At 59.5% G+C, this 20,506-nt stretch carries 20 protein-coding genes and 1 rRNA gene; 9 read left to right on the forward strand and 12 right to left on the reverse strand.

Going from position 1 to position 20,506, the window contains the following annotated elements; translation table 11 throughout:
- Positions 1–40: 40 nt before the first annotated feature.
- The 4 genes from CAF74_RS20395 to CAF74_RS20410 all read right to left on the reverse strand — a co-directional run bounded on the left by CAF74_RS20395 (position 41) and on the right by CAF74_RS20410 (position 3,506).
- Positions 41–421, reverse strand: coding sequence for a nuclear transport factor 2 family protein (locus CAF74_RS20395; protein ID WP_085747554.1), 381 nt, complete (start codon positions 419–421; stop codon positions 41–43).
- Between the two features lie 73 nt (positions 422–494).
- Entirely contained in the window at positions 495–1,598 is a 1,104-nt protein-coding gene (locus tag CAF74_RS20400) for an alkene reductase (RefSeq protein ID WP_085747555.1), read from the reverse strand.
- A gap of 109 nt (positions 1,599–1,707) precedes the next feature.
- Positions 1,708–2,967, reverse strand: coding sequence for a cation:dicarboxylate symporter family transporter (locus tag CAF74_RS20405; RefSeq protein WP_039771015.1), 1,260 nt, complete (start codon positions 2,965–2,967; stop codon positions 1,708–1,710).
- 113 nt (positions 2,968–3,080) lie between these two features.
- Positions 3,081–3,506 carry a VOC family protein gene (locus CAF74_RS20410; protein ID WP_085747586.1) on the reverse strand — a complete coding sequence of 142 codons (426 nt, stop codon included), beginning with the start codon at positions 3,504–3,506 and terminating at the stop codon, positions 3,081–3,083.
- A gap of 104 nt (positions 3,507–3,610) precedes the next feature.
- Here CAF74_RS20410 and CAF74_RS20415 point away from each other — a divergent pair, with 104 nt between their 5' ends.
- Entirely contained in the window at positions 3,611–4,489 is an 879-nt protein-coding gene (locus tag CAF74_RS20415; protein ID WP_085747556.1) for a LysR family transcriptional regulator, read from the forward strand.
- A gap of 11 nt (positions 4,490–4,500) precedes the next feature.
- Here CAF74_RS20415 and CAF74_RS20420 read toward each other — a convergent pair whose 3' ends face one another.
- On the reverse strand, positions 4,501–5,469 hold the full coding sequence (locus CAF74_RS20420; protein WP_139832926.1) for an alpha/beta hydrolase: 969 nt from the start codon (positions 5,467–5,469) through the stop codon (positions 4,501–4,503).
- A 205-nt stretch (positions 5,470–5,674) separates the two neighbouring features.
- Between CAF74_RS20420 and CAF74_RS20425 the strand changes: the two genes are divergently transcribed.
- Entirely contained in the window at positions 5,675–6,508 is an 834-nt protein-coding gene (locus CAF74_RS20425) for an oxidoreductase (protein ID WP_085747558.1), read from the forward strand.
- 21 nt (positions 6,509–6,529) lie between these two features.
- Positions 6,530–7,468 (forward strand): AraC family transcriptional regulator, encoded by a 939-nt coding sequence (locus CAF74_RS20430; RefSeq protein WP_085747559.1) that lies wholly within the window; start codon positions 6,530–6,532, stop codon positions 7,466–7,468.
- 4 nt (positions 7,469–7,472) lie between these two features.
- Here CAF74_RS20430 and CAF74_RS20435 read toward each other — a convergent pair whose 3' ends face one another.
- The gene (locus CAF74_RS20435) at positions 7,473–8,405 is read right to left on the reverse strand and encodes an AraC family transcriptional regulator (protein ID WP_085747560.1); all 933 of its coding nucleotides are present in this window, start codon (positions 8,403–8,405) and stop codon (positions 7,473–7,475) included.
- Positions 8,406–8,993: 588 nt separating this feature from the next.
- On the opposite strand from CAF74_RS20435, the gene CAF74_RS20440 reads away from it, so the two are divergent.
- The 4 genes from CAF74_RS20440 to CAF74_RS20455 all read left to right on the forward strand — a co-directional run bounded on the left by CAF74_RS20440 (position 8,994) and on the right by CAF74_RS20455 (position 12,927).
- Complete coding sequence (locus tag CAF74_RS20440; RefSeq protein WP_085747561.1) at positions 8,994–10,343, forward strand: MFS transporter; 1,350 nt, start codon at positions 8,994–8,996, stop codon at positions 10,341–10,343.
- 99 nt (positions 10,344–10,442) lie between these two features.
- The gene (locus CAF74_RS20445; RefSeq protein ID WP_085747562.1) at positions 10,443–11,135 is read left to right on the forward strand and encodes a fumarylacetoacetate hydrolase family protein; all 693 of its coding nucleotides are present in this window, start codon (positions 10,443–10,445) and stop codon (positions 11,133–11,135) included.
- Positions 11,136–11,173: 38 nt separating this feature from the next.
- A complete protein-coding gene (locus CAF74_RS20450) occupies positions 11,174–11,938 on the forward strand; it encodes an SDR family oxidoreductase (protein WP_085747563.1) in 765 nt (254 codons plus the stop codon).
- A 32-nt stretch (positions 11,939–11,970) separates the two neighbouring features.
- Positions 11,971–12,927 (forward strand): 2-hydroxyacid dehydrogenase, encoded by a 957-nt coding sequence (locus CAF74_RS20455; RefSeq protein WP_085747564.1) that lies wholly within the window; start codon positions 11,971–11,973, stop codon positions 12,925–12,927.
- Positions 12,928–12,979: 52 nt separating this feature from the next.
- On the opposite strand, the gene CAF74_RS20460 is transcribed toward CAF74_RS20455, so the two are convergent.
- Together CAF74_RS20460 and CAF74_RS20465 are read right to left on the reverse strand one after the other, a co-directional pair.
- Positions 12,980–15,106 carry a TonB-dependent siderophore receptor gene (locus tag CAF74_RS20460; RefSeq protein ID WP_085747565.1) on the reverse strand — a complete coding sequence of 709 codons (2,127 nt, stop codon included), beginning with the start codon at positions 15,104–15,106 and terminating at the stop codon, positions 12,980–12,982.
- 145 nt (positions 15,107–15,251) lie between these two features.
- Positions 15,252–15,836 (reverse strand): TetR/AcrR family transcriptional regulator, encoded by a 585-nt coding sequence (locus tag CAF74_RS20465; RefSeq protein WP_085747566.1) that lies wholly within the window; start codon positions 15,834–15,836, stop codon positions 15,252–15,254.
- A gap of 210 nt (positions 15,837–16,046) precedes the next feature.
- Here CAF74_RS20465 and CAF74_RS20470 point away from each other — a divergent pair, with 210 nt between their 5' ends.
- Both CAF74_RS20470 and CAF74_RS20475 read left to right on the forward strand, forming a co-directional pair.
- The gene (locus CAF74_RS20470) at positions 16,047–16,724 is read left to right on the forward strand and encodes a type 1 glutamine amidotransferase domain-containing protein (protein WP_085747567.1); all 678 of its coding nucleotides are present in this window, start codon (positions 16,047–16,049) and stop codon (positions 16,722–16,724) included.
- Between the two features lie 117 nt (positions 16,725–16,841).
- Positions 16,842–17,966, forward strand: coding sequence for an alkene reductase (locus tag CAF74_RS20475; protein WP_085747568.1), 1,125 nt, complete (start codon positions 16,842–16,844; stop codon positions 17,964–17,966).
- On the opposite strand, the gene CAF74_RS20480 is transcribed toward CAF74_RS20475, so the two are convergent.
- The 4 genes from CAF74_RS20480 to rrf all read right to left on the reverse strand — a co-directional run.
- A complete protein-coding gene (locus CAF74_RS20480; RefSeq protein WP_085747569.1) occupies positions 17,945–18,268 on the reverse strand; it encodes a diguanylate cyclase in 324 nt (107 codons plus the stop codon). The two genes, CAF74_RS20475 and CAF74_RS20480, sit on opposite strands and share 22 nt — an antisense overlap.
- Positions 18,205–19,749 (reverse strand): class I SAM-dependent methyltransferase, encoded by a 1,545-nt coding sequence (locus tag CAF74_RS20485; RefSeq protein WP_085747570.1) that lies wholly within the window; start codon positions 19,747–19,749, stop codon positions 18,205–18,207. The genes CAF74_RS20480 and CAF74_RS20485 overlap by 64 nt, the downstream gene beginning before the upstream one ends.
- An 80-nt stretch (positions 19,750–19,829) precedes the next feature.
- On the reverse strand, positions 19,830–20,285 hold the full coding sequence (locus tag CAF74_RS20490; protein WP_085747571.1) for a VOC family protein: 456 nt from the start codon (positions 20,283–20,285) through the stop codon (positions 19,830–19,832).
- A 124-nt stretch (positions 20,286–20,409) separates the two neighbouring features.
- A 5S ribosomal RNA gene (gene rrf / locus CAF74_RS20495) occupies positions 20,410–20,506 on the reverse strand; the annotation flags it as partial.

Consider the following 20,506-nt stretch of genomic DNA (forward strand, 5'->3'; position numbering starts at 1 on the left):
ACGGTGCTGCCCCGGTACTGCCGGGGCAGAAGACGAGGGCTCAGGCGCTCGGGTGGGTGTGGTAGATCTTGCTGACGATCGTCCACTTGCCGTCTACCTTCAGCAGGTTGAAGAAGTCGGTGAAACGGAACCCCGACACGTTGTCGGTATCGACCCGGGCACTCGCGGCCGTGTCGACGATGTCGATGCGGACGATCGCGGCTTCGGCTTCAGGAGATGGACGAAACGCGCTGTCGATGACGTCATACAGATTCTGGATCGCGCCGCCGACGAGCTTGCCGTCGTCAACCCCGAACATGGTCGCCTGCGCATTGAACGCGGGCTTCATCAAGGCGCTGTCAGCCTTTGCTCCCCCTTCGTTGTACTGGCTGAGCACTTCGACGATTGCGTTGTATTCCTGCACGTAAGTTGGATGACTCATGATGAACTCCTGTTTGCTGTGAATGTTTTTTCAATCAAGCCGCCCTGCGCCGATCCGGTTCAGGGCGCACACATCAATGGTCAGCCGTTGGCCAGTCGGTGTAGCCCTTGGCGCCGCCGCCGTAGTAGCTCTCGCGTGGCGCGATGGTCAGTTCGGTGCCCCGACGCAGGCGCTCCACGAGGTCGGGGTTGGAAATGAACAGGCGCCCGAACGCCACCGCGTCAATCCGGCCCTGTGCCCGGCGCTTCAGTGCCATCTCGAGGTCGTAGTTGTTATTGCCGATGAAGGGGCCTTCGAACTGCGCGCTCAATGCATCCATATCAACGCCATCAGGAACCGTTCGCGAAGTCGCGGTGGCGCCTTCGACGAAGTGCAGATAGGCCAGATTGAGCCGGTTGAGCTGCTGAATCAGATATCCGTAAGTCGCCATGACATTGCTGTCGGGAGGCGTGTTTCCGGCATCGGGCGTGACCGGCGAAAGACGGATGCCGACGCGGTCACTGCCCCAGATCGAAATCACCGCTTCAGTGACTTCAAGCGTCAGTCGGGCGCGGTTCTCAATGGTGCCGCCGTACCGGTCAGTGCGCTGATTGGTCGAGTCACGCAGAAACTGGTCGAGCAGATAGCTGTTCGCCGAATGAACCTCCACCCCATCGAAACCGGCACGCCTGGCATTTTCAGCGGCGCGCTTGTATTGCTCGATGATGCCGGGAATCTCCGACGTCTCCAGCGCTCGGGGCATCGACACTTCGACAAAGCCGTTCTCGGTGTAGGTGCTGCCTTCTGCCTTGATCGCCGAGGGCGCAACGGGAGCGGCACCGTCGGGCTGTAACTCGACGCTGGAAAAACGCCCCACGTGCCACAACTGGCTGACAATCCTGCCACCTGCGGCATGGACGGCGTCCGTGACTTTTCTCCAGCCCGCCACCTGCGCGTCCGACCAGATCCCCGGCGTCATGGCATAGCCACGCCCCTGCGCCGAAATGTTTGTCGCTTCGGCAATGATCAAGCCGGCACTCGCGCGCTGTGCGTAGTAAGTCGCGTGCAGTTCGTTCGGAACGCCGTCTTCAGCCATCCGGCTGCGAGTCACGGGCGCCATGACAATCCGGTTGGCCAATTGCAGGGCGCCCATTTGCATGGGAGAAAAAAGATCCGTGTTGCGACTGTTATCAATCATGTTGCATACCTTCAATATCAGACCGGTCGTCTAGTAACTTGATGAAAAAAATCGCCTGTACATCAGCAGGCGTTTACTCGTGCAGCACCGTCAGTGCTCCTTGTGATCGTCAGGCCTTTTGTACGTCCGGGCGGGTGCGCGAAGGCTCAAGAGTCACCCTCTCCCATTTGGCGATCACCAGGGGCGCGATCGCATTGCCCAACACATTCAGGGTGGTGGTGCCGCTGTCGATAATCCTGAAGATACCGGCGATCAGTGCCACGCCCTCCAGCGGGAGACCGGCAGACGCCAACGTGGCCGACAGGATGACGATGGCGAATCCAGGCACCCCGGCAGCACCTTTGGAGGTCAGCACCATGGTCACCACCAGCAGGATTTCCTGAGAAAGCGACAGATCGATTCCATAAAGCTGGGCGATGAAAATTGTCGCCACGCCGAGGAAGATCGACGCGCCATCGAGGTTGAACGCGTACCCCACTGGCACCACAAAACTGACAATGCGCCGTGGTACGCCGTAGTTCTCCAGCTTGCTCATCAACTGCGGCATGACCGCTGCAGAGGCAGCACTGGAGAACGCAAGAATCAACTCGTCGCGGAAATACCTGATCAACTTGAAGATGTTCTCGCCGATCAGGTAACTGATTCCTCCGAGCACTACCAATGCGAAGACGATCAGCGCCAGATAAACCACACCAATCAACTTGAGCAGGGGCAACAACGAGGCAAAACCGAAGGTCGCGACGGTCGCACCGATCATGCCGAACACCCCTATCGGGGCATAGGCCATGACGATCGAGACGATCCTGAACATCGCATCTGAAATGCCTTGGACCAGCGCAACCACAGGTGCACTTTTCTCCCTGGGCAATGCGTTGAGCGCGACACCGAACAACACCGCGAAGAACAGCACAGAAAGCAACTTCGCCTCGGACATCGCCACCAGAACGTTATCCGGAACGATGTTTTGCACAATCACGAGCGCGCCCTTCGAAGGCTCCATCGTGATGGCGGCAGCACCGTGTGCGATGCCCGAAATATCGGTGCCCGTACCGGGTTCGAAGAGGTTCGCGAAACACAGGCCGATCACGATGGCCAGGCCGGTGATCGCAAAGAAATAGCCCAGCGACTTGATGCCCATCCGGCCGAACGACTTGTTATCCCCGCCTCCGGCGATACCCAGGATCATGCAACAGAACACGATAGGCACGACCACCATCTTCATCATCTTGATGAAGATATCGCCAAGCGGTTTCAGGATCTCCGTACTGACCCACGACTGATACTGCGGATGGGTATTGAAGTACCAACCAACGAGCACGCCAAGCAACAGCCCGGCAACGATTTGCCACACCAGGGGAATACGTTTCATGTCTAGCCTTCTTGTTGGAATGAAAGGACTGCATCAATCGGCAGTTGCTAGAGTCATGAGCTTCCAGCTCACTTGAGATCAAATGGCACAACGCCGTTGTGCCATTGCGTTTCTTACTTGGCGAAGAGCTGGCTCATATCCTTGAAGGCCTTGAATTCGAGGGCATTGCCGCAAGGGTCGAACAGGAACATGGTGGCTTGCTCGCCAACCTGTCCTTTGAATCGAATGTAAGGTTCGATCACAAATTCGGTACCGAAAGACTTGAGGCGCTCTGCCAGCGCTTCCCACTCTTCCCATCCCAGGATGATGCCGAAGTGAGGAACAGGAACGTCGTGCCCGTCGACCGGGTTGCTGTGAACGCTTTGCTGAGAGTCGGTTTTCGGGTGTTCGTGAATCACCAGTTGATGCCCGTAAAAGTTGAAGTCGACCCATTGGTTGCTGGAACGACCCTCTTCCAGGCCGAAGACCTCACCGTAAAAAGTGCGGGCTGCAGCCAGGTTGTACACGGGGATGGCGAGGTGGAATGGCGAAAGGCTCATCAGGACTCCGATACGGTTTTTGTGGTTGGTGAGCACATCGTAGGGCGACACTGACAGCAAAAAAATCAATATATATTTCTCAGAAACACAACTAATATTTGTGAATGATCAAAGAACTCAAGACCCTCATTGCCGTCGCCCGGGAAGGCACTTTCGCGGCTGCCGGCAACCGGATCGGCCTCACCCAGGCGGCGGTGAGCGCCCAGATTCAACGTCTGGAAGCCGAGCTCGGCTTTGAAATATTCGACAGAAAAGGACGCTCGGCCCACCTCAACAGGATGGGCCAGCAAGTCCTGCTTCAGGCGCAGGACCTGCTTCGTCTTTACGACAACCTGGGATCGACCACCGTCGGTCTTTCCACCAGCATTCTGGTCAACGTCGGCGCAATCGCCTCAGTCCAGCGATCGTTTCTCCCGGACGCACTCGCCAGGTTCCACCAGCAGTGCCCGGAATGCCGAACGCGTGTCGTGCCCGGTCTTTCCATGGAGCTGGTGAATCTGGTGGACACCGGCGAAATCGACATGGCAGCGATCATTCGGCCGCCCTTCTCGCTTCAAAGCGATCTGCGCTGGACCACGCTGGCGCTTGAACCCTACCGTCTGATCGTGCCCAAGGACGTACCGGGAGAAGACTGGATCGAACTGCTCTCAAGCCTGCCGTTCATTCGCTATGACCGCTCCTCCTTCGGCGGCAGGCAGGTCGATCGTTTCCTGCGACAGATGCATTTCACTTTGCGTGAAGTCTCTGAGCTGGATGAGCTGGAGGCCATCATCAGGCTGGTGGAAAATGGCGTAGGGGTCGCGCTCGTGCCGCAGACGGCCACCCATCAGCAATGGCCGTCAGGTGTGCGGGCGCTTGATCTCGGCCAACACACCTTCCATCGTGATATCGGACTGGTGCACAGGCCTCGGCGAAGTTTCACCGAGCCTGTCAGGACATTGGCTGAACTTATTCTCGAGCAATTCAAGGTGGCGGCTGAGTGAGGGTCGATGGCTCACCCCTCAACAAGCCGCCCCGCAACCCACGCACGACTATACCCAAGCACTTTCCCCGCCAACCCCAGCGGAAAATGAATCACCCCATGTGCGGTTTCCGGCAACAGATGCACCTCCACTTCCGCCGCTCTACCCCAACGCTCAGCCAACTCAAGCGTGTCATCCCTGAGCGGATCCAGTTGCGCAGCAAACATCAACGCTGGCGGAAAACCGGTGAAGTCACCGTACAGCGGTGACAACGGCGCCTGCCGGCGTTCTTCATCGTTCAACCCCGGCGTGAGCATTTGCAGCGCTTCAACCATACCCGGCCCGTCCAGCAGCAAGGTATCGGGCCCGGCGTTGCGTACGCTGGGGGTTCCGGTCAGGTCGTAGACGCCGTAATACAACAGCGCCCCGCTCACCCGTTCGAGCAGGTCCGCCCACTGTTTGAGTTGCAACAGGGTCGCGGCGGCGAGATGGCCGCCTGCCGACTCGCCCACGACGATGACGGGCAGGTTCGCAAACTCGCGGCAGTCATCGCTCAACAGCCAGCGGGCCGCCGTGAGGCAGTCCTGCATGACGCCCTCGATCGGAGTCGAGACCACAAGCCGATAGTCGACCGAGACCACTGCCACGTCGCAGGCTTTCACCATGGCGATGTTGAGGGGGTCGTTCATCTGCGCGTTGCCGATGACCCAGCCGCCGCCATGGAAATCCAGCACTACGCCTTTGGCCTTTGTATTTGGCCGAATAATCCGCACCGGCACTGACGCGCCGTCGACACCCACCACTTTTCGTTCGGCCTTAAGCCCGTGCTTGAGCAACTTTCTTGCGCCGCCCAATTGGCTTAGGCGCAACAACAACTGAATCGCCCGTGGGGTGATGCGATTGCGGATGCGAAAGCGCGGCAGCCGGGCAAGCTTGCGGTTGAACGCGCGCAATTGCGCCAACTCGTTATCGTCTGCGGGCCAACGGGTTGATGTCTTCATTTCGTCCTGGCTCATCGGCGGTTGTTGCGCAGGATATCAGCGGTTGCGGTCTGTTCCAGCCTGGATGCCTGGAGCAACGCAAAAAGCTCATTGGCCGTTTGTCGCGCCGTTGATAGGAATAGGCAATGATCAAAGACAAACCGACATAGGTGAGTGTTTCTTCGATGGATACCATGAGCTGAAACCGGATTAACTGGAGCCCGTCATGACCACCACCAAAACCCTCTTCATCACCGGCGTCAGCAGCGGCTTCGGCCACGCGCTGGCCAAGGAAGCGCTGGATGCCGGCCACCGCGTCATCGGCACCGTGCGCAACGAAGCCGATCTGCAAGCCTTTCAGGCTCTTTCTATCGATAATGCGTACGGCGTGCTGCTGGACGTCACGGACTTCGACCGCATCGAAGGCGTCGTGGCGACCGTCGAAGCGACCCACGGTCCGGTCGATGTGCTGGTCAACAACGCCGGCTACGGCCACGAAGGCATTTTCGAAGAGTCGCCGCTGGAGGACATGCGCCGCCAGTTCGACGTGAATGTGTTCGGCGCGGTCGCGGTGACCAAGGCGTTTGTGCCGTTCTTTCGCCAGCGGCGGGCGGGTCATATTCTCAATATCACGTCGATGGGCGGCACAATCACCATGCCGGGTATCGCGTACTACTGCGGCAGCAAGTTTGCGCTCGAAGGTATCTCCGATACCCTGAGCAAGGAACTGGCGCCGTTCAATATCTTCGTGACCGCCGTCGCACCGGGTTCATTTCGGACCGACTGGGCCGGCCGTTCGATGCAGCGCACGCCCCGCAGCATCGCCGACTATGACGCCAGTTTCGATCCGGTGCGCAAGGCCCGCGAAGACAAAAGCGGCAAGCAACTCGGTGATCCGCGCAAAGCGGCGCAGGCGATGTTGCAGATCATCGCCAGCCCTGCTCCACCGGCGCATCTGTTGCTCGGCAGCGATGCATTGAGCCTGGTGCGCGACAAGCTGAAACGCGCCGCCAGCGAGATCGATCAATGGGAAGCGCTGACCCGTTCCACCGACCATTGAACGGCCCACAGAGAGAACCCGATGAAACAGGCCGACCCAAGCACTTCGCGCATGGTGCAGCTCATGGAAACGCTGGCACCGGTCGAGGGCTACAACCTCAGCGCGCTGGAGGGCGTGCGCTTCCTGCGCTCGAACCGGCCACTGACCCGCACGCCGGTGCTGTACGACCCCGGCATCGTGATTCTCTGTCAGGGCCAGAAGCGCGGGTATCTGGGCGATGACGTCTACGTGTATGACGCCCAGCACTATCTGGTGGTGTCGGTTCCGATCCCCTTCACCATGGAGACCGATGCCTCTGAGGACGAGCCAATGCTCGCGATCTATATGCAACTCGATTTCCAGGTGGCCAGCGAGTTGATGCCGCAAGTGGATGAGATTCACGGCCCGAGTGATGCGCTACCCAAGGGCATGTTCGCCTCGCCGATGGACGACCGCCTGCGCGCATCGACGCTGCGCTTTCTCGAAGCCGTGAGTATTGAGGGTGAGGCACAGATATTGGGGCCAGCTCTGTTGCGGGAAATCTATTACCGCATCCTGACCGGCGAACAAGGCGGCTCGATGCGCGCCGCACTCAATCGACAGGGACACTTCGGCAAGGTGACGCGGGCGATCCGCAAGATCCACAGCAGCTATCAGGAGCGCCTGGACGTCGAGCAACTGGCCCGCGAAGCGAGCATGAGCGTGCCCAGTTTTCACCTGCACTTTCGCAGCGTGACGGACGCCTCGCCCATGCAATACCTGAAGTCGACACGCCTGCATCAGGCGCGACTTTTGATATTGCGCCATGCCATGACCGCGTCAGCGGCGGCGTTCAGTGTCGGCTATGAAAGCGCTTCGCAATTCAGCCGCGAGTTCAAACGGTTCTTCGGCCGAACGCCGCAAGCGGAGATCGAGTGGATGAAGGCAACGTATGCGTTGCCTGCGCCGACGTCGGCCTCGGTTTATGTTTCGTCGCATTAGCCGATCAGGCATCTACAGGTGACTGCGGGGTGTCGGGGTCCAATTGCCGACGGCGGAACTGTCCAGGTGGCTGGCCGTGGATCTGGCGAAAGCGCCGGGAGAAATAAGCTTCATCCGCAAAACCACACAGCCTCGCCACCTCGCCCACTGGCCGGGCTCCATTGAGCAGGTAATTGCGCGCCGCGTGCATTCTGCGTTCCAGCACCAGCTCGGTGAAGGTCTTGCCGATTTCCTTGCGCAGCCAGTGCGTGAGGTAAGTCGGTGACAGGTAGGTCGCCGCCGCCACCTTGATCAGATTGAGATCGGGGTCGGCAATATTCTTGCGCAGGTACTCGAACATCCGGCTCAGTGCATCCCGTCGACTGGCCTGTGCTGCGTTTTCTTCCGCCAGGCGTTTGAGCGGTTCGGCATACAGGACGCACACCTTGCCCACCAGTTGCAGCAGCAATCCCTTGAGCACTTCGCGCGTACCGAACTGACGATTCTCGTCCAGCCTGCGCATCTGTTCGATCAGGCCACAGACCTCGTTGAAATCCTCATTCCCCAGAATGAAATCCAGATGCTCCTGAAAGCGAAACGGCGACAGTTCGGGCGCCAGGAGAATCGATACCTCCTCCAGATCCATTGGGTCGCACTGCAAATGCGGCAACAGAAAGGTCTGGGAAAAGTTGATCACCATGAAATTGCTGTCCGCCGGATGCGGGATGACATGCACACGGTGCGGCAGGATGAATGCCAGTGCGTTACGCGGAAACGGACGAACCGCGTTGCCTATGTGCTGCACCGTGTCGCCGCCGAGGTTGATCTGGATCTGGAAGTATTCGTGTCGGTGCGGGCCAGTCTCGGCGCGGCGACCTTTCTTGTCACGAATGTAGAAATCCATCATCTCGCTGCGTTGCTGCATGACGTAGGTGGGCACACGGCATTGTGACGTCATTTCTTGAGAATCCTCGACAGGTTACTTGGGCAGGTTTTCCTGGCGTTACCGAGTTATCGGCGTGGCTCATCTTGAAGGTTCGTCGCCGACCCTTCAAGCAGTCATACGACGACGCCAGACTCAGTGTTTTTTCTACACCGCCACTGCCAATGATCACTGTCCAAAAAACGCGACCGCAAATTCAGTATTTTTTCCTTTTAAAAACAGTCGGATAGAAAACAAAGCAGAGAGCATATGGAAAATTTACTGTGTGGACTTTTTTTGGACAGGTTTATCCGACGCGCCCTTCTCCGGAAAAAATGATCTAACACCTTGATTGATTTCAAGAGGTTGTACGACCACTGTATTTCCCACGCCCAACCTCTTTCAAAAACAACAGAAGGTGCGCACGTCATGAATCCGCTATTGCTCCCCGCCGCCCCTCCCCACCCTTTACCGACGATGCCAGCCGGAAGACGTCCCTGAACGTCTGACCCTGGCCGTTTTTGCCATTGGTTTCAACTTCGATTGCCTTGCCCCCGAACAGCGGGCAACGGCGTCGGCTGTCCGCAAACAACTCGACACTTCTAACAATAACGAGGTCCACTCATGTCGAATTCACACACCTCCCCCACCACCGCCCCGCCGTTGATTGCCGGCGACAGGGACGCCGTCTCTTCCCGGCGGCTGCCGACGCGCCGACGCTGGTTCATGCTCTCGCTGCTGCTGATTGCGACGATCATCAATTACATCGACCGGGTGAACATCTCGATCGCCGCCCCGTTCATGGCCAAGGACCTGGGCCTGGACAAGATCGAAATGGGGCTGATCTTCTCTGCCTTTGCCTGGACCTACGCACTCGCTCTGGTGCCGGCCGGATTTATCGCCGACCGCTTCGGCTCACGCTTCACCTACGGGGTTTCACTGATCAGTTGGTCGACCGTCACGGTGTTTCAAGGCTTCGCCACGGGATTCGCTTCGCTGTTCGGCCTGCGCCTGGCCGTCGGGGCGATGGAAGCGCCGGCGTTTCCGGCCAACAGCCGTGCGGTAACCGTGTGGTTCCCGGCGCGGGAACGGGGCCTGGCCAGCAGCATTTACGTCTGCGGGCAATACCTGGGCACGGCACTGTTTACCGGTGCCCTGCTGTGGCTGGCCACAACCTTTGACTGGCGCCATGTCTTCTACAGCACTGGCGCGCTCGGCATCGTCTTCGGTGCGCTGTGGCTGTATCTGTATCGCGATCCGCTGAACTGCAAGAAGGTCAGCAAAGAAGAGTTGAAATACATCGAGGCCGGTGGCGGACTGGTCAAGAGCAGCCAGGAACGCACCCGTTTCAACTGGCGTCAGATCGCCGAGCTGTTCAGCTATCGCCAGGTCTGGGCCATTTGTATCGGCAAGTTCGCCAGCACCTCGGCGCTGTACTTCTTCCTCACCTGGTTCCCGACCTATCTGATTGAAGAACGCCATCTGACCACGATCAAGGCCGGGATCTTTGCCGTGATGCCCTTCGTGGGCGCAACGGTCGGCATCCTGCTCGCCGGCATCGTCTCCGACCTGTTGATCCGTCGTGGCTATTCAATGTCTTTCGCCCGGAAACTGCCGCTGGTAGTCGGGTCGATGCTGGGCATGTCGATCGTGCTGGTGAACTTCACCGACTCGAACGTCATCTGCATCGCCGTGCTGACCATTGCCTTCTTCGCGCAGGGCATCGCGTCGTCCTCGTGGGCGGCGGTGTCGGAGGTGGCGCCCAAGGAACTGATCGGGCTGACCGGCGGGATCACCAGCCTGGCCGCCAACATCGGCGGCATTGTGACCCCGATCGTGATCGGCGCCATCGTCCACGCCACCGGCTCGTTCGCCTGGGCGTTCTGGTTCATAGGCGCCGTGGCGCTGATCGGCACTCTCTCCTACTCATTGCTGCTCGGTCGCCTGTACCGCATCGAGTTGAAAACGCGCTGAAGCCAGAACAACTGTTTTCTCCAATTGGAAGCGGCTTTCGTCCAACTTCGCCAGCGACTGTCGCCGTACGCTTACCTTTCAAACAGGACTTGCAGCAGGATGAACATGACCGAATACGTCTTTACCCCGGATCTGCCAGTGACCTTGCCGGTTGTCGGCAGCGAGCAACGCTTTCCCGTCGGACGCGTGTTCTGCGTCGGCCGCAACTACCCGTGGCCGGACACCCTGGGCCAACCGCGTCAGCCACCGGTGTTCTTCATGAAACCGGCCAGCACTGTGGTGGACGCTGCCGGCGAAGTGATCTTCCCGTCACTGACCGAAGAGTTCGCCCATGAAATCGAACTGGTCGTGGCCATCGGCGAAGGCGGCGCGCAGATTCCCGAGAGCCAGGCGCTGGCCTATGTCTGGGGCTACGCCGCCGGGCTGGATCTGACCCGTCGTGACGTACAGCGCCTGGCCAAGCGCGACGGTTTGCCATGGGAAGGTGCCAAGGTGTTTGACGGCGCCGCACCGATGACCGCCATTGTGCCGGTCACTCGGGCCGGTCGGCTCGAAGGGGAATTATGGTTGAGCGTGAACGGTGAAGAACGCCAGCGCGATCGTCTCGACAGCCAGATCTGGTCGGTGAGTGAAGTCATCAGCCGCATCTCGCAATCCGTAACACTCAAGGCCGGCGACCTGATCATGACCGGCAGCCCCGCTGGCGTCGATGTCTTGCAACCCGGCGACGTCATCAGCGCCGGGATCGACGGCATTGGCCAACTCGAAATGCGCGTCGGCCCACGGCCTTGAGTCTGACCTTAAGTGATTAGAAAAAGGAGAACAACAAAATGTCTGACACTCAATCCTTGAAAGTTGCCCTGGTGACCGGCGCCGGCAGCGGGATCGGCCGTTCCGTAGCCTTGGGCCTGCTGGCCGACGGATACACCCTGGTGCTGGCCGGACGCCGGCCCGAACCCTTGCACGCGTTGGTCGATCTGGCGGCCAGCGAAGGAAACGAAGCGCTAGCGGTGCCCACCGATGTACGCGACCCGGCCAGTGTCGATCAGCTGTTTGCAACCATTGCCGAAGTCTACGGACGCCTGGACGTGGTCTTCAACAACGCCGGGGTCAATGCCCCCGCCGTGCCGCTGGACGAACTGACGTTCGAGCAGTGGCGAAACGTGATCGACACCAACCTCAACGGGGTTTTTCTCTGCGCCCGTGGCGCGTTCGGGCTCATGCGCCGGCAGCAGCCACAGGGCGGACGCATCATCAACAACGGTTCGATTTCGGCTCACACCCCGCGTCCTTTCAGTAGCGCGTACACCGCCAGCAAACACGCGGTGCTGGGGCTGACCAAATCCCTGGCGCTGGATGGTCGGGAATTCAATATCGCCTGCAGCCAGATCGACATCGGCAATGCCTTGACCGAAATGTCGGTGCGCATGACCAAAGGCGTGCGCCAGGCCAACGGCAGCATCGCCGTGGAGCCGATGGTCGACGTCAAGCATGTCGCCGACGCCGTGCGCTACATCGCCGGTCTGCCCCTGTCGGCCAACGTCCTGAACATGACCGTCATGGCGACTGCCATGCCGTTTGCCGGCCGTGGTTGAGCCGGCTTTTTTATTGCGTAAGTGAGGTTTACATGAAGCCAGAAGTCTTGCAGTTGAGCCCGATCCTGATTCCGCAAATCAATGCCCGTCTCGGCGAACTGTTCACGATCAGGCGTTATTTCGAGCAGGCCGACAAAGCGGCGTATTTGCAGGAACACGGCGCCAACATTCGCGGCGTGATCACCGGTGGCCACACGGGCATCAGTCAGGCGTTGATGGCGCAACTGCCCAAACTGGAAGTGGTGGCGGTCAACGGTGTCGGCACCGATGCGGTCGACCTGGCCTACGCCCGGGATCGCGGGATCCGCGTGACGGCGACCATCGGGGCTCTGACCGAAGACGTGGCCGACCTGGCCATCGGCTTGCTGATCGCCGTGTGCCGTGGGTTGTGTACCAGTGACCGTTACGTGCGCTCGGGCCAGTGGCCGCAGAGCCCGACGCCGCTTGCACCGCTGCCGCTGGCACGTCAGGTGTCCGGCATGCGGATCGGCATCGTGGGCATGGGCCGGGTGGGCCGAGCGGTCGCCACTCGCGCTGCCGCGTTTGGCTGTCCGATCAGTTACACCGACCTGCAACCGATGAGCGATATCAGCCACACCTTCATCGCCGACCTCAAGCAATTGGCCCGCGACAGTGATGCGCTGATTCTCGCGGCGGCCGCCGACAAGGCCGAAGCCATCATCGATGCCTCCGTGCTGCAGGCCCTGGGCAAGGGCGGCTACCTGATCAACGTCGCCCGGGGAAAACTGGTCAACGAAACCGATCTGGTGGCGGCCCTGACGGCCGGTGAGATCGCGGGTGCGGCGCTGGATGTTTTCGTCGATGAGCCCAACGTTCCTGAAGCCTTGTTTGCCCAGGAACAGGTGGTGCTGCAACCGCACCGCGCCAGCGCGACCCTGCAGACCCGCACCCGCATGGGCGAGATGGTTGTGGCGAGCCTGGTGGACAGTTTTGCCGGAAAGACTCCGCAAGGGTGTGTAACCGGCTGAGCCTCAAAGTCATCGGGGGCCACTGCCCCCGATGATGGATTCCGGACCCGGACTACAACGTGTACGAGATACCGACCTGCACCGTTCTCGGCGCCCCCGGATAGGCGTAGACGTTACCGAATGCGCCCTCGTCGTAGTCCCGGTCAAACAGATTCTTCAGGTCGAGGTTGAGGCGTACCTTGTCATTGACCTTGTAGTAGCTGAGCAGGTCGACAACCGTATAGCTCCCCATCGAGAACGCAGTGTTCGCCGTTTGACCGGCGCGCTCATCGACATATTTGAGGCCTGTTCCCAGACCCAGACCACTGAGGGCACCGTCCTGGAACTCATAGACGTTGAGCAGGCTGAAGCTGTTTTTCGGGATGTTCATCAGTTGCGTGCCGGAGCGGATCACGTTGTCCTTGGTCACCTCGGCATCGACGTAGGCGTAACCCCCGATGACACGCCACTCGGGGGTCAGGTTGCCGGCGACATTGAGGTCAAACCCGCGGCTGCGCACTTCCCCGGCAGCCACGCTGAAAGTCGAGTCCACCGGGTCAGTGGTCAGGACATTGCGCTTTTCAATCTGATAGATCGCCGCGTCAACGCTCAACTGATGATCCAGCGCTTCCCATTTGACGCCCATCTCCCAGGACTTGCCTTTCTCCGGTTCAAAGCCCCCGCCCTGTCGGCTCGCGCCGGTATTGGGCTTGAATGAACGCGCGGTGTCCGCGTAGACCGCGAGGGTGTCGGTCAGGTCGTAGATCACACCGACGCGGGGCGTCACGGCATTGTCACTGGCCTGCCAGTTCTTGCCGCCGGGCACGTAGGTTTCGTAGTCGTGTTCGAAGCGTTCGAAACGTGCGCCGGCCAGGACTTTCAGCCGATCGGTCAGGGCCACCTGGTCCTGTACGAACGCGGCGTAGGTCTTGAGATTTTCCTTGTCGTGGGTCGGGGTGCGCGTCAGTGCCGGACGGGGCTGCCCATACACCGGATTGAAGATATCGATCGGATAGGCACTTACCGCGCCGCTGGAGCGCTGGATGATCGACTGGTAGTCGTAGTCCTCGTATTCGATACCGGTGAGCAATGTGTGCTGCAGGCCGCCCGTGGAGAAGTGACCGGTCAGGTTGAGCTGAGTGTCCTTGTCGGTCCACTCCAGCTTGCGGTAGTTGAAATTTCGTCCCAGGGTCCGGCCGTCGGCGGCAATGCCGTTGGCTTCAATGGCATTGCCCTGCAAGGTACCGTCGAGCCACTGGAAGCCACCGCCGAGCGTCCAGTCCTCATTGAGCACATGCTCGAAGCGCAATTGCGCCATGTTGTTGTCGTTGTGCAATTTGCCAGCGTCCGGTTCACCGAAGAAGGTGTCACGGGAGGCAGTGCCGATCTGCCGGGGATAACGCGTCGCGCCCCGGTCCAGCGGATGATTGTTGCGCATGAAGTCACCCTCGAAGATCACTCGGGTGTCATCGCTGGCTTGCCAGGTCAGCACGGGGGTCACGCCGTAGCGTTCGGTTTCGACGTGGTCGCGGAAGGTATCGCCGCCCTCGCCCACCACGTTCAGGCGATAGGCCAGACGCCCCTCTTCATCGAGCGGACCGGAAGCATCCAGAGTACCGCGGCGCATGCCTTGGTCATTCAACTGGCTGCCGAGTGTGACCGTGCGCTCGGGCAACGGTTGTTTGGAAACGACATTGAAGGTGCCACCCGGATCGCCACGGCCGTAGAGCATGGTCGCCGGACCGCGCAGGACCTCAAGACGCTCGATGGTGTTGGCATCCGGCATGTTCGGATACCCGCGATTGATCGGGAAACCATTACGGTAGAACTCGCCGGTGGTAAATCCGCGCACGGTGAACGTGGTCAGTCCCTGGCCGCCGAAATTGTTGGCTCGCCCTACTCCGCCCGCGTAATCCAGTGCGTCCTGCAGCCGGGTAGCACCGATGTCTTCGACCGCGTCTTTAGTGACGACACTGATCGACTGCGGGGTTTCATGGATCGAGGTATCGGTTCGGGTGGCGCTGGCCGAACGGGTCGCGCGATATCCGTGTACCGGGCCGTCCGCTCTTTCGTAATCCGCGGTACCGACCACATCGGTTGCCTCCAGCTCCAGCGCTGACACCGTTGAATCGGATGGCTCGGCCCAAGCAAAGGGAGACAACGTTTGCAACACACAGATGGACAGCAGAGTTCGACGCATGAGGAGAAAACCTTACGGATAGGCCAGAACGAAGGGGATAACTGCCAGCAAAAACGCGGCGGATGGTATACCACTCGTCGCGCAATTGATAGGCATTCCCATTCGTTTGTGCAGCTGACTCTCACCTCTTGCGTCTATTTCCTGCTCACACGCTCAACAGGCGTTTCGTGGTCGCCATTGACGTACTCAACGACTGTCCTGTGCGTTGCAGTTTGTTCAGCAAACTGGCCCCTAGCCACAGTTGATACAGGGTTTCAGCCAGTTGCCGAGCATCGCCCTCAGGCAAGCTTTTTTCGACCAGGCCCTGTTCGATGCACTCGCTGATGCGCGCCACCACTCGCTCTGCACCATCACGCAAGGTCAGGCGCATGGTTTCGGACAGATCAGACACCTCGGCGCTGAGTTTGACCACCAGGCATTCGTCGCCATGGCCTTCCAGGGTGCAGCGATCCTGCCAGCCTTGCCAATAATCCATCAGCCGTTCATAGGCGCTCAGGCCGGGCAGCGTCAGGCGTCGCTCCATGTCCGCCAGATAGTCGACGAAGTAATCCTCGAGCAAGGCCTGGCCGTACAGTTCCTTGGATTTGAAGTAGTGATAGAACGAGCCCTTGGGCACGCCGGCGGTCTGCAGGATCTCGTTCAGGCCGACACTGGTGAAGCCTTTCTCGGCCATCATCCGGTGGCCGGTGTCGAGCAAATGTTGGCGGGTGTCGTCGTAGGTCGGTTTCATGGGGCGCAGATTACCAGGCAATAGACCAGTCGTTTAACTCAAAGGAACGCGAGTTTGCCACATCTGTCCATGAAAAAGCTTCACAGAAAAAATTACTAGACGACCGGTCTAATTGGAAACTATGCTGCGCTCCGACAAACCTTTTCCCCGGTGTCGAACCTGTGCGAATACCTTGCTCATGAACGCCACCTGACCAACCCAGGGTGCTCTATGAAAATCTTGATGGTTCTGACTTCCCACGATCAACTCGGCAATACCGGCAAGAAGACCGGCTTCTGGCTCGAAGAGTTCGCCGCCCCCTACTACGCCTTCAAGGACGCCGGCGCCGACGTCACCCTGGTTTCGCCCGCTGGCGGCCAGCCTCCGCTGGATCCGAAGAGCGACGAGCCCGATGCTCAGACGACTGAAACCGATCGCTTCCGCCAGGACCCTGCGGCCCAGCAGGCACTCGCGAGCACCGGCCGCCTGGCCGACGTCCGCGCCGAAGATTTCGATGCGGTGTTTTATCCAGGTGGCCATGGCCCGCTCTGGGACCTGGCCGAAGACAAGCATTCGATTGCCCTGATCGAAGCCTTCGCGCGCAGCAACAAGCCCCATGGCTTCGTCTGCCATGCGCCGGGGGTGCTGCGTCATGTCGTCGACGCAGACGGTAAACCGCTGATCCAGCATCGCGAAGTGACCGGTTTCACCAATTCCGAAGAGGCGGCCGTCGGTTTGACGGATGTCGTACCTTTCCTGATCGAAGACGAGTTTCAGCGTCTTGGCGGTCGCTATTCCAAAGTTGCGGATTGGCAAGTTCATGTCGTGACGGATGGAAAACTGGTCACCGGCCAGAATCCTGCCAGCTCGGCAGCTGTCGCCGAAAAACTGCTGAAGCTGCTGGGCTGAAGCTTTCCGCTACATCCTCGAACAACTGATCCGGACACCGTGTGTGCGTTGCACGGTGTTCTTTTTTCGCCACTTGAATAGTCGACTGGTCTAATAAGGCCATGAAAAGGTATTTCCATGAACCACAGCAGTTTCTTTACACCCGTCACCCTGGGCCGCCACATCCTGAAAAACCGCATAGTCCTGCCGCCCCTCACCCGCCAGCGCAGCACCCAACCGGGCAATGTCGCCAATGAATTGATGGCCGAGTATTACCAGCAGCGTGCCGGTGCCGGTTTGCTGGTGACTGAAGGCACCCAGATCGAACCCCGTGGCCAGGGTTACGCCTGGACTCCAGGTATTCATACACCTGAGCAAATTGCCGGTTGGCGCAAGGTCACCGAGGCTGTCCACGCCAGTGACGGCGTGATTTTCGCGCAGCTATGGCACGTCGGTCGCGTATCCCATACTGCCCTGCAACCCAATGGCGACGCACCGGTGTCGGCCTCCGCCATCGCCACCGACCGGATCAGTGTGTTCATCGAAACCGCGCCCGGTGTGGGCGCTCTGGTTCCGCCGTCCGCGCCTCGAGCGCTGACCACCGATGAAGTCCAGGAACTGGTTCAGCTGTACATCCAGGCGGCGCGCAATGCCATGGACGCCGGTTTCGACGGTATCGAACTGCATTGTGCCAATGGTTATCTGGTGAACCAGTTCATCTCCGCCCACAGCAATCTGCGCACCGATCAATACGGCGGTTCGCTGCATAACCGTTTGCGCTTTCTGCGTGAAGTGGTGGCCGGGGTCGCCGAATGCATCGGCAAAGAAAAGGTCGGCGTGCGCTTTGCCCCGCTGTTCACCACCACCGATGAAGAGCGGACTTATCTGGGTATGGTCGAGGAAGACCCGCACACCACCTATATCGAAGCGATCAAGGTGCTGCAAGACGTCGGCATCGCCTACCTGTCCATCGCCGAAGCCGACTGGGACGACGCGCCAGTGATGCCGGAAACCTTCCGTCGAGCGGTACGCGACACCTTCAGCGGCGCGATCATCTACGCGGGCCGCTACAACGCCGAAAGCGGTGCGCGGTTGCTTGAATCCGGATTGGCGGACCTCGTGGCTTTCGGTCGCCCGTTCATGGCTAATCCGGACCTGCCCGCGCGGATCGCCAATGGCTGGCCGCTGAATTCGCTGAACCCGGCCACGGTGTATGGCGGCCATGCCGAAGGCTATGTGGATTACCCGGTGTACGGAGAGTAGCTTTCGCTGGCGACACTTTTGGCGAGCTGATTGCGGCCCGCCCCTTTAGCTTGATACAGCGCCTGATCTGCCGCAGCGATCAGGCCTTGTACCGTGTCCAGTTGCGACCCTGTGGCGGCCGCAGTGCCGATGCTCACACTCACTCGGCCGAATGGACTGGTCCGGTGAGCGATAGGCTCTTGCGCCAAGCGTTTCAGGATTATTTGCGCCACGACCGCTGCGCCGTCCCTCGTCTCGACTAGACGATTTTCAAAGCCTTGAGAATCACCAGCGTATTCTCGGCAAACGCTTGAGCCTGCCAGGTCAGTTCGGCAAGGTTTTCTTCAGCGGTGGTCAGGGCCCTGCCGTCCTTCAGAAGACCTTCGCCCTGGCCGCCGATGATGCCCCACGCCAGTTGCGCCCATTCAGCCGGGTGCTTTTTGCCTTGCTTGATCGAGATCAGGAACAACTGCTGGAAGCGGCTGACCGTCACGCCACCACCGGTCACCGGACTCGCCAGGGTCTGAATCCTGTTGCCGTACAACGAACGCTTGCACAGCTGCAGGTTGAGGGTGTTGCAACGGGCCTGCACCAGCTTTTCAGCCGCCTCGCTCTGACAGGGCGCTACAACGCTCATGCCGATCAGCACGTTGAGGGCCTGCTCGACGTCGCCATAGGCCAACGAGGGCACGAGATCCAGCAAATGCCGCAAGCTCTTCGGCACATAGGCGTCATCCGCCAGGGCTGCGAGTACCGGGCCATAGATCTCTGCCTGCAGCGTCGCTGCGCCCGCCGGACCGGTGACGTTGGCCGGCACGCTGTCGGCTGCCTGCAACAGGACGAAGCGCGTGCTGAGCATCCGCTCACGGTGCTCGGAGGCGGACAGCTTGTTGGCGCCACGCACATAAAGATCCCGGCGGAAACTCTGGTTCACAAAGTAGTCACGCGCCTGCTCACGCATGACGGGATGCTCGATACCTTCCAGAAAGTCCATGCCTTCGGCGCTCAGGTTGAGCGGGTCGACGGAGTCCAGCGGCACGGCTGTCGTGGCGTAATCGAGCTTGGCGGGTGCCAGGGCATCCACCACGTCGGTGAAATACATGCAGTTCCAGTCGCGGTTGAAATACTCATGGGCGACGTACTGGCGATCCTGACCCTTGATGCTCTGGAGCTTGGCGTCCAGCCCCGGTGCGGAGTTGGCATATTTAGGATTTGCAGCCAGCAGCGCTTCGGAAAATTGCAGCGCAGCGTCGATACGTTGATCAGGGCGCGCAGACGGCTGGCTGGCGAAACGGTCGTGCAGACTGAACAGTTGGCGCAACGGTGCCTGAGGCGACCAGCCCGGGAAGCAGTTGTAGCTGACGTAGAGCAGACCACCTGGCTTGAGATGACGGCGGACGAATTCCACGATCAGCTTATGGTTATCGCGGCTGACCCAGGTCCAGATGCCATGCAGGCTGATGCTATCGAACTGAGGTAAGTCATGGCGGGCCAGCAACTGCTCGAAGCTGTCGTCATACAGTCGCGCATCGCTGCCCCAGTCTCTGGCCAGAGCGATGGCATGGGACGCCTGACCCGGGTGGAAGTCGGTACCGACATAGGAGCCTGGATTGCCCGCGGCATGGATGTTGATCGAAACGCCCTGACCAAAGCCCAGCTCACAGTGATAACCGTCGGTGCTCTCCAGCGTGGCGAAACCGCGCAGCAGCAGACAATAACGCTGGAAAACCGGATTGATTTCCCGGCTATACCCGTAGGTGTAGCCTTCGTCCGTGAAATATCCCTCGTTCCAGGCATTGCTCATGCGTGCACCCTACTCTGATATCGGAAATGAAAGTCGCTCTTATACGGGGTAGTGATGGCGTATCACAAGAGGAGAAGCTATCAGGCAAACGCGTCTTCGATAAATGCCTCTAGCGTCTCTTCCTCGAGGATTTCGATCGAGAAGTGGCCGAAGCGCTTGGGCAACCAGATGATGCGTGCCCCTGCCGGTGATTGGAGATGTTCGCGGACCAACGGTTTACCGTTTTCATCTTCGGGCTGTACGCCTTCAGCGACAAGCTCGTCGTAGGCTTTTTCGATATCGGGAGTCGAATAGCAGTGACGGTAGATCATGCCCTCGCCTGCGCTATCCAGGAGCTCCCGCAGATTACCGGCCAATGGCTGAACCAGCATGAAACGCTCCTGCCCGATCAACGCAATCGCATAACGCACATGCAGGCCGCCCCGCTCCCACACCAGCGTCCTGGAGGTTCTCGCCTTTAATATTTGCGCGTAGTACGCGCAGGCTTCTTCGAGGTTATTGACGAGTACATCGACGTGACTGAACTTGAGTTGCATTGCCTGCCTCCTGCCGAACGGACGCACATGGTAACCAACAACGCGTGCTCAAACGTGAGCAAAAACTTTCCTGCGGGCAAAACAAAACCCCAACTGCTTTCGCAATTGGGGTTTCGGAATTTAATCTTGACGATGACCTACTCTCACATGGGGAAACCCCACACTACCATCGGCGATGCATCGTTTCACTTCTGAGTTCGGGATGGGATCAGGTGGTTCCA

Source organism: Pseudomonas sp. R45(2017) (assembly GCF_002112305.1).
GTDB classification, from domain to species: domain Bacteria; phylum Pseudomonadota; class Gammaproteobacteria; order Pseudomonadales; family Pseudomonadaceae; genus Aquipseudomonas; species Aquipseudomonas paraglycinae.

Bases quoted from the DNA above. Each gene is read 5' to 3' on its own strand.
- CAF74_RS20395 (WP_085747554.1), bottom strand. From the start codon at position 421: ATGAGTCATCCAACTTACGTGCAGGAATACAACGCAATCGTCGAAGTG.
- CAF74_RS20400 (WP_085747555.1), bottom strand. From the start codon at position 1,598: ATGATTGATAACAGTCGCAACACGGATCTTTTTTCTCCCATGCAAATG.
- CAF74_RS20405 (WP_039771015.1), bottom strand. From the start codon at position 2,967: ATGAAACGTATTCCCCTGGTGTGGCAAATCGTTGCCGGGCTGTTGCTT.
- CAF74_RS20410 (WP_085747586.1), bottom strand. From the start codon at position 3,506: ATGAGCCTTTCGCCATTCCACCTCGCCATCCCCGTGTACAACCTGGCT.
- CAF74_RS20415 (WP_085747556.1), top strand. From the start codon at position 3,611: ATGATCAAAGAACTCAAGACCCTCATTGCCGTCGCCCGGGAAGGCACT.
- CAF74_RS20420 (WP_139832926.1), bottom strand. From the start codon at position 5,469: ATGAAGACATCAACCCGTTGGCCCGCAGACGATAACGAGTTGGCGCAA.
- CAF74_RS20425 (WP_085747558.1), top strand. From the start codon at position 5,675: ATGACCACCACCAAAACCCTCTTCATCACCGGCGTCAGCAGCGGCTTC.
- CAF74_RS20430 (WP_085747559.1), top strand. From the start codon at position 6,530: ATGAAACAGGCCGACCCAAGCACTTCGCGCATGGTGCAGCTCATGGAA.
- CAF74_RS20435 (WP_085747560.1), bottom strand. From the start codon at position 8,405: ATGACGTCACAATGCCGTGTGCCCACCTACGTCATGCAGCAACGCAGC.
- CAF74_RS20440 (WP_085747561.1), top strand. From the start codon at position 8,994: ATGTCGAATTCACACACCTCCCCCACCACCGCCCCGCCGTTGATTGCC.
- CAF74_RS20445 (WP_085747562.1), top strand. From the start codon at position 10,443: ATGAACATGACCGAATACGTCTTTACCCCGGATCTGCCAGTGACCTTG.
- CAF74_RS20450 (WP_085747563.1), top strand. From the start codon at position 11,174: ATGTCTGACACTCAATCCTTGAAAGTTGCCCTGGTGACCGGCGCCGGC.
- CAF74_RS20455 (WP_085747564.1), top strand. From the start codon at position 11,971: ATGAAGCCAGAAGTCTTGCAGTTGAGCCCGATCCTGATTCCGCAAATC.
- CAF74_RS20460 (WP_085747565.1), bottom strand. From the start codon at position 15,106: ATGCGTCGAACTCTGCTGTCCATCTGTGTGTTGCAAACGTTGTCTCCC.
- CAF74_RS20465 (WP_085747566.1), bottom strand. From the start codon at position 15,836: ATGAAACCGACCTACGACGACACCCGCCAACATTTGCTCGACACCGGC.
- CAF74_RS20470 (WP_085747567.1), top strand. From the start codon at position 16,047: ATGAAAATCTTGATGGTTCTGACTTCCCACGATCAACTCGGCAATACC.
- CAF74_RS20475 (WP_085747568.1), top strand. From the start codon at position 16,842: ATGAACCACAGCAGTTTCTTTACACCCGTCACCCTGGGCCGCCACATC.
- CAF74_RS20485 (WP_085747570.1), bottom strand. From the start codon at position 19,749: ATGAGCAATGCCTGGAACGAGGGATATTTCACGGACGAAGGCTACACC.
- CAF74_RS20490 (WP_085747571.1), bottom strand. From the start codon at position 20,285: ATGCAACTCAAGTTCAGTCACGTCGATGTACTCGTCAATAACCTCGAA.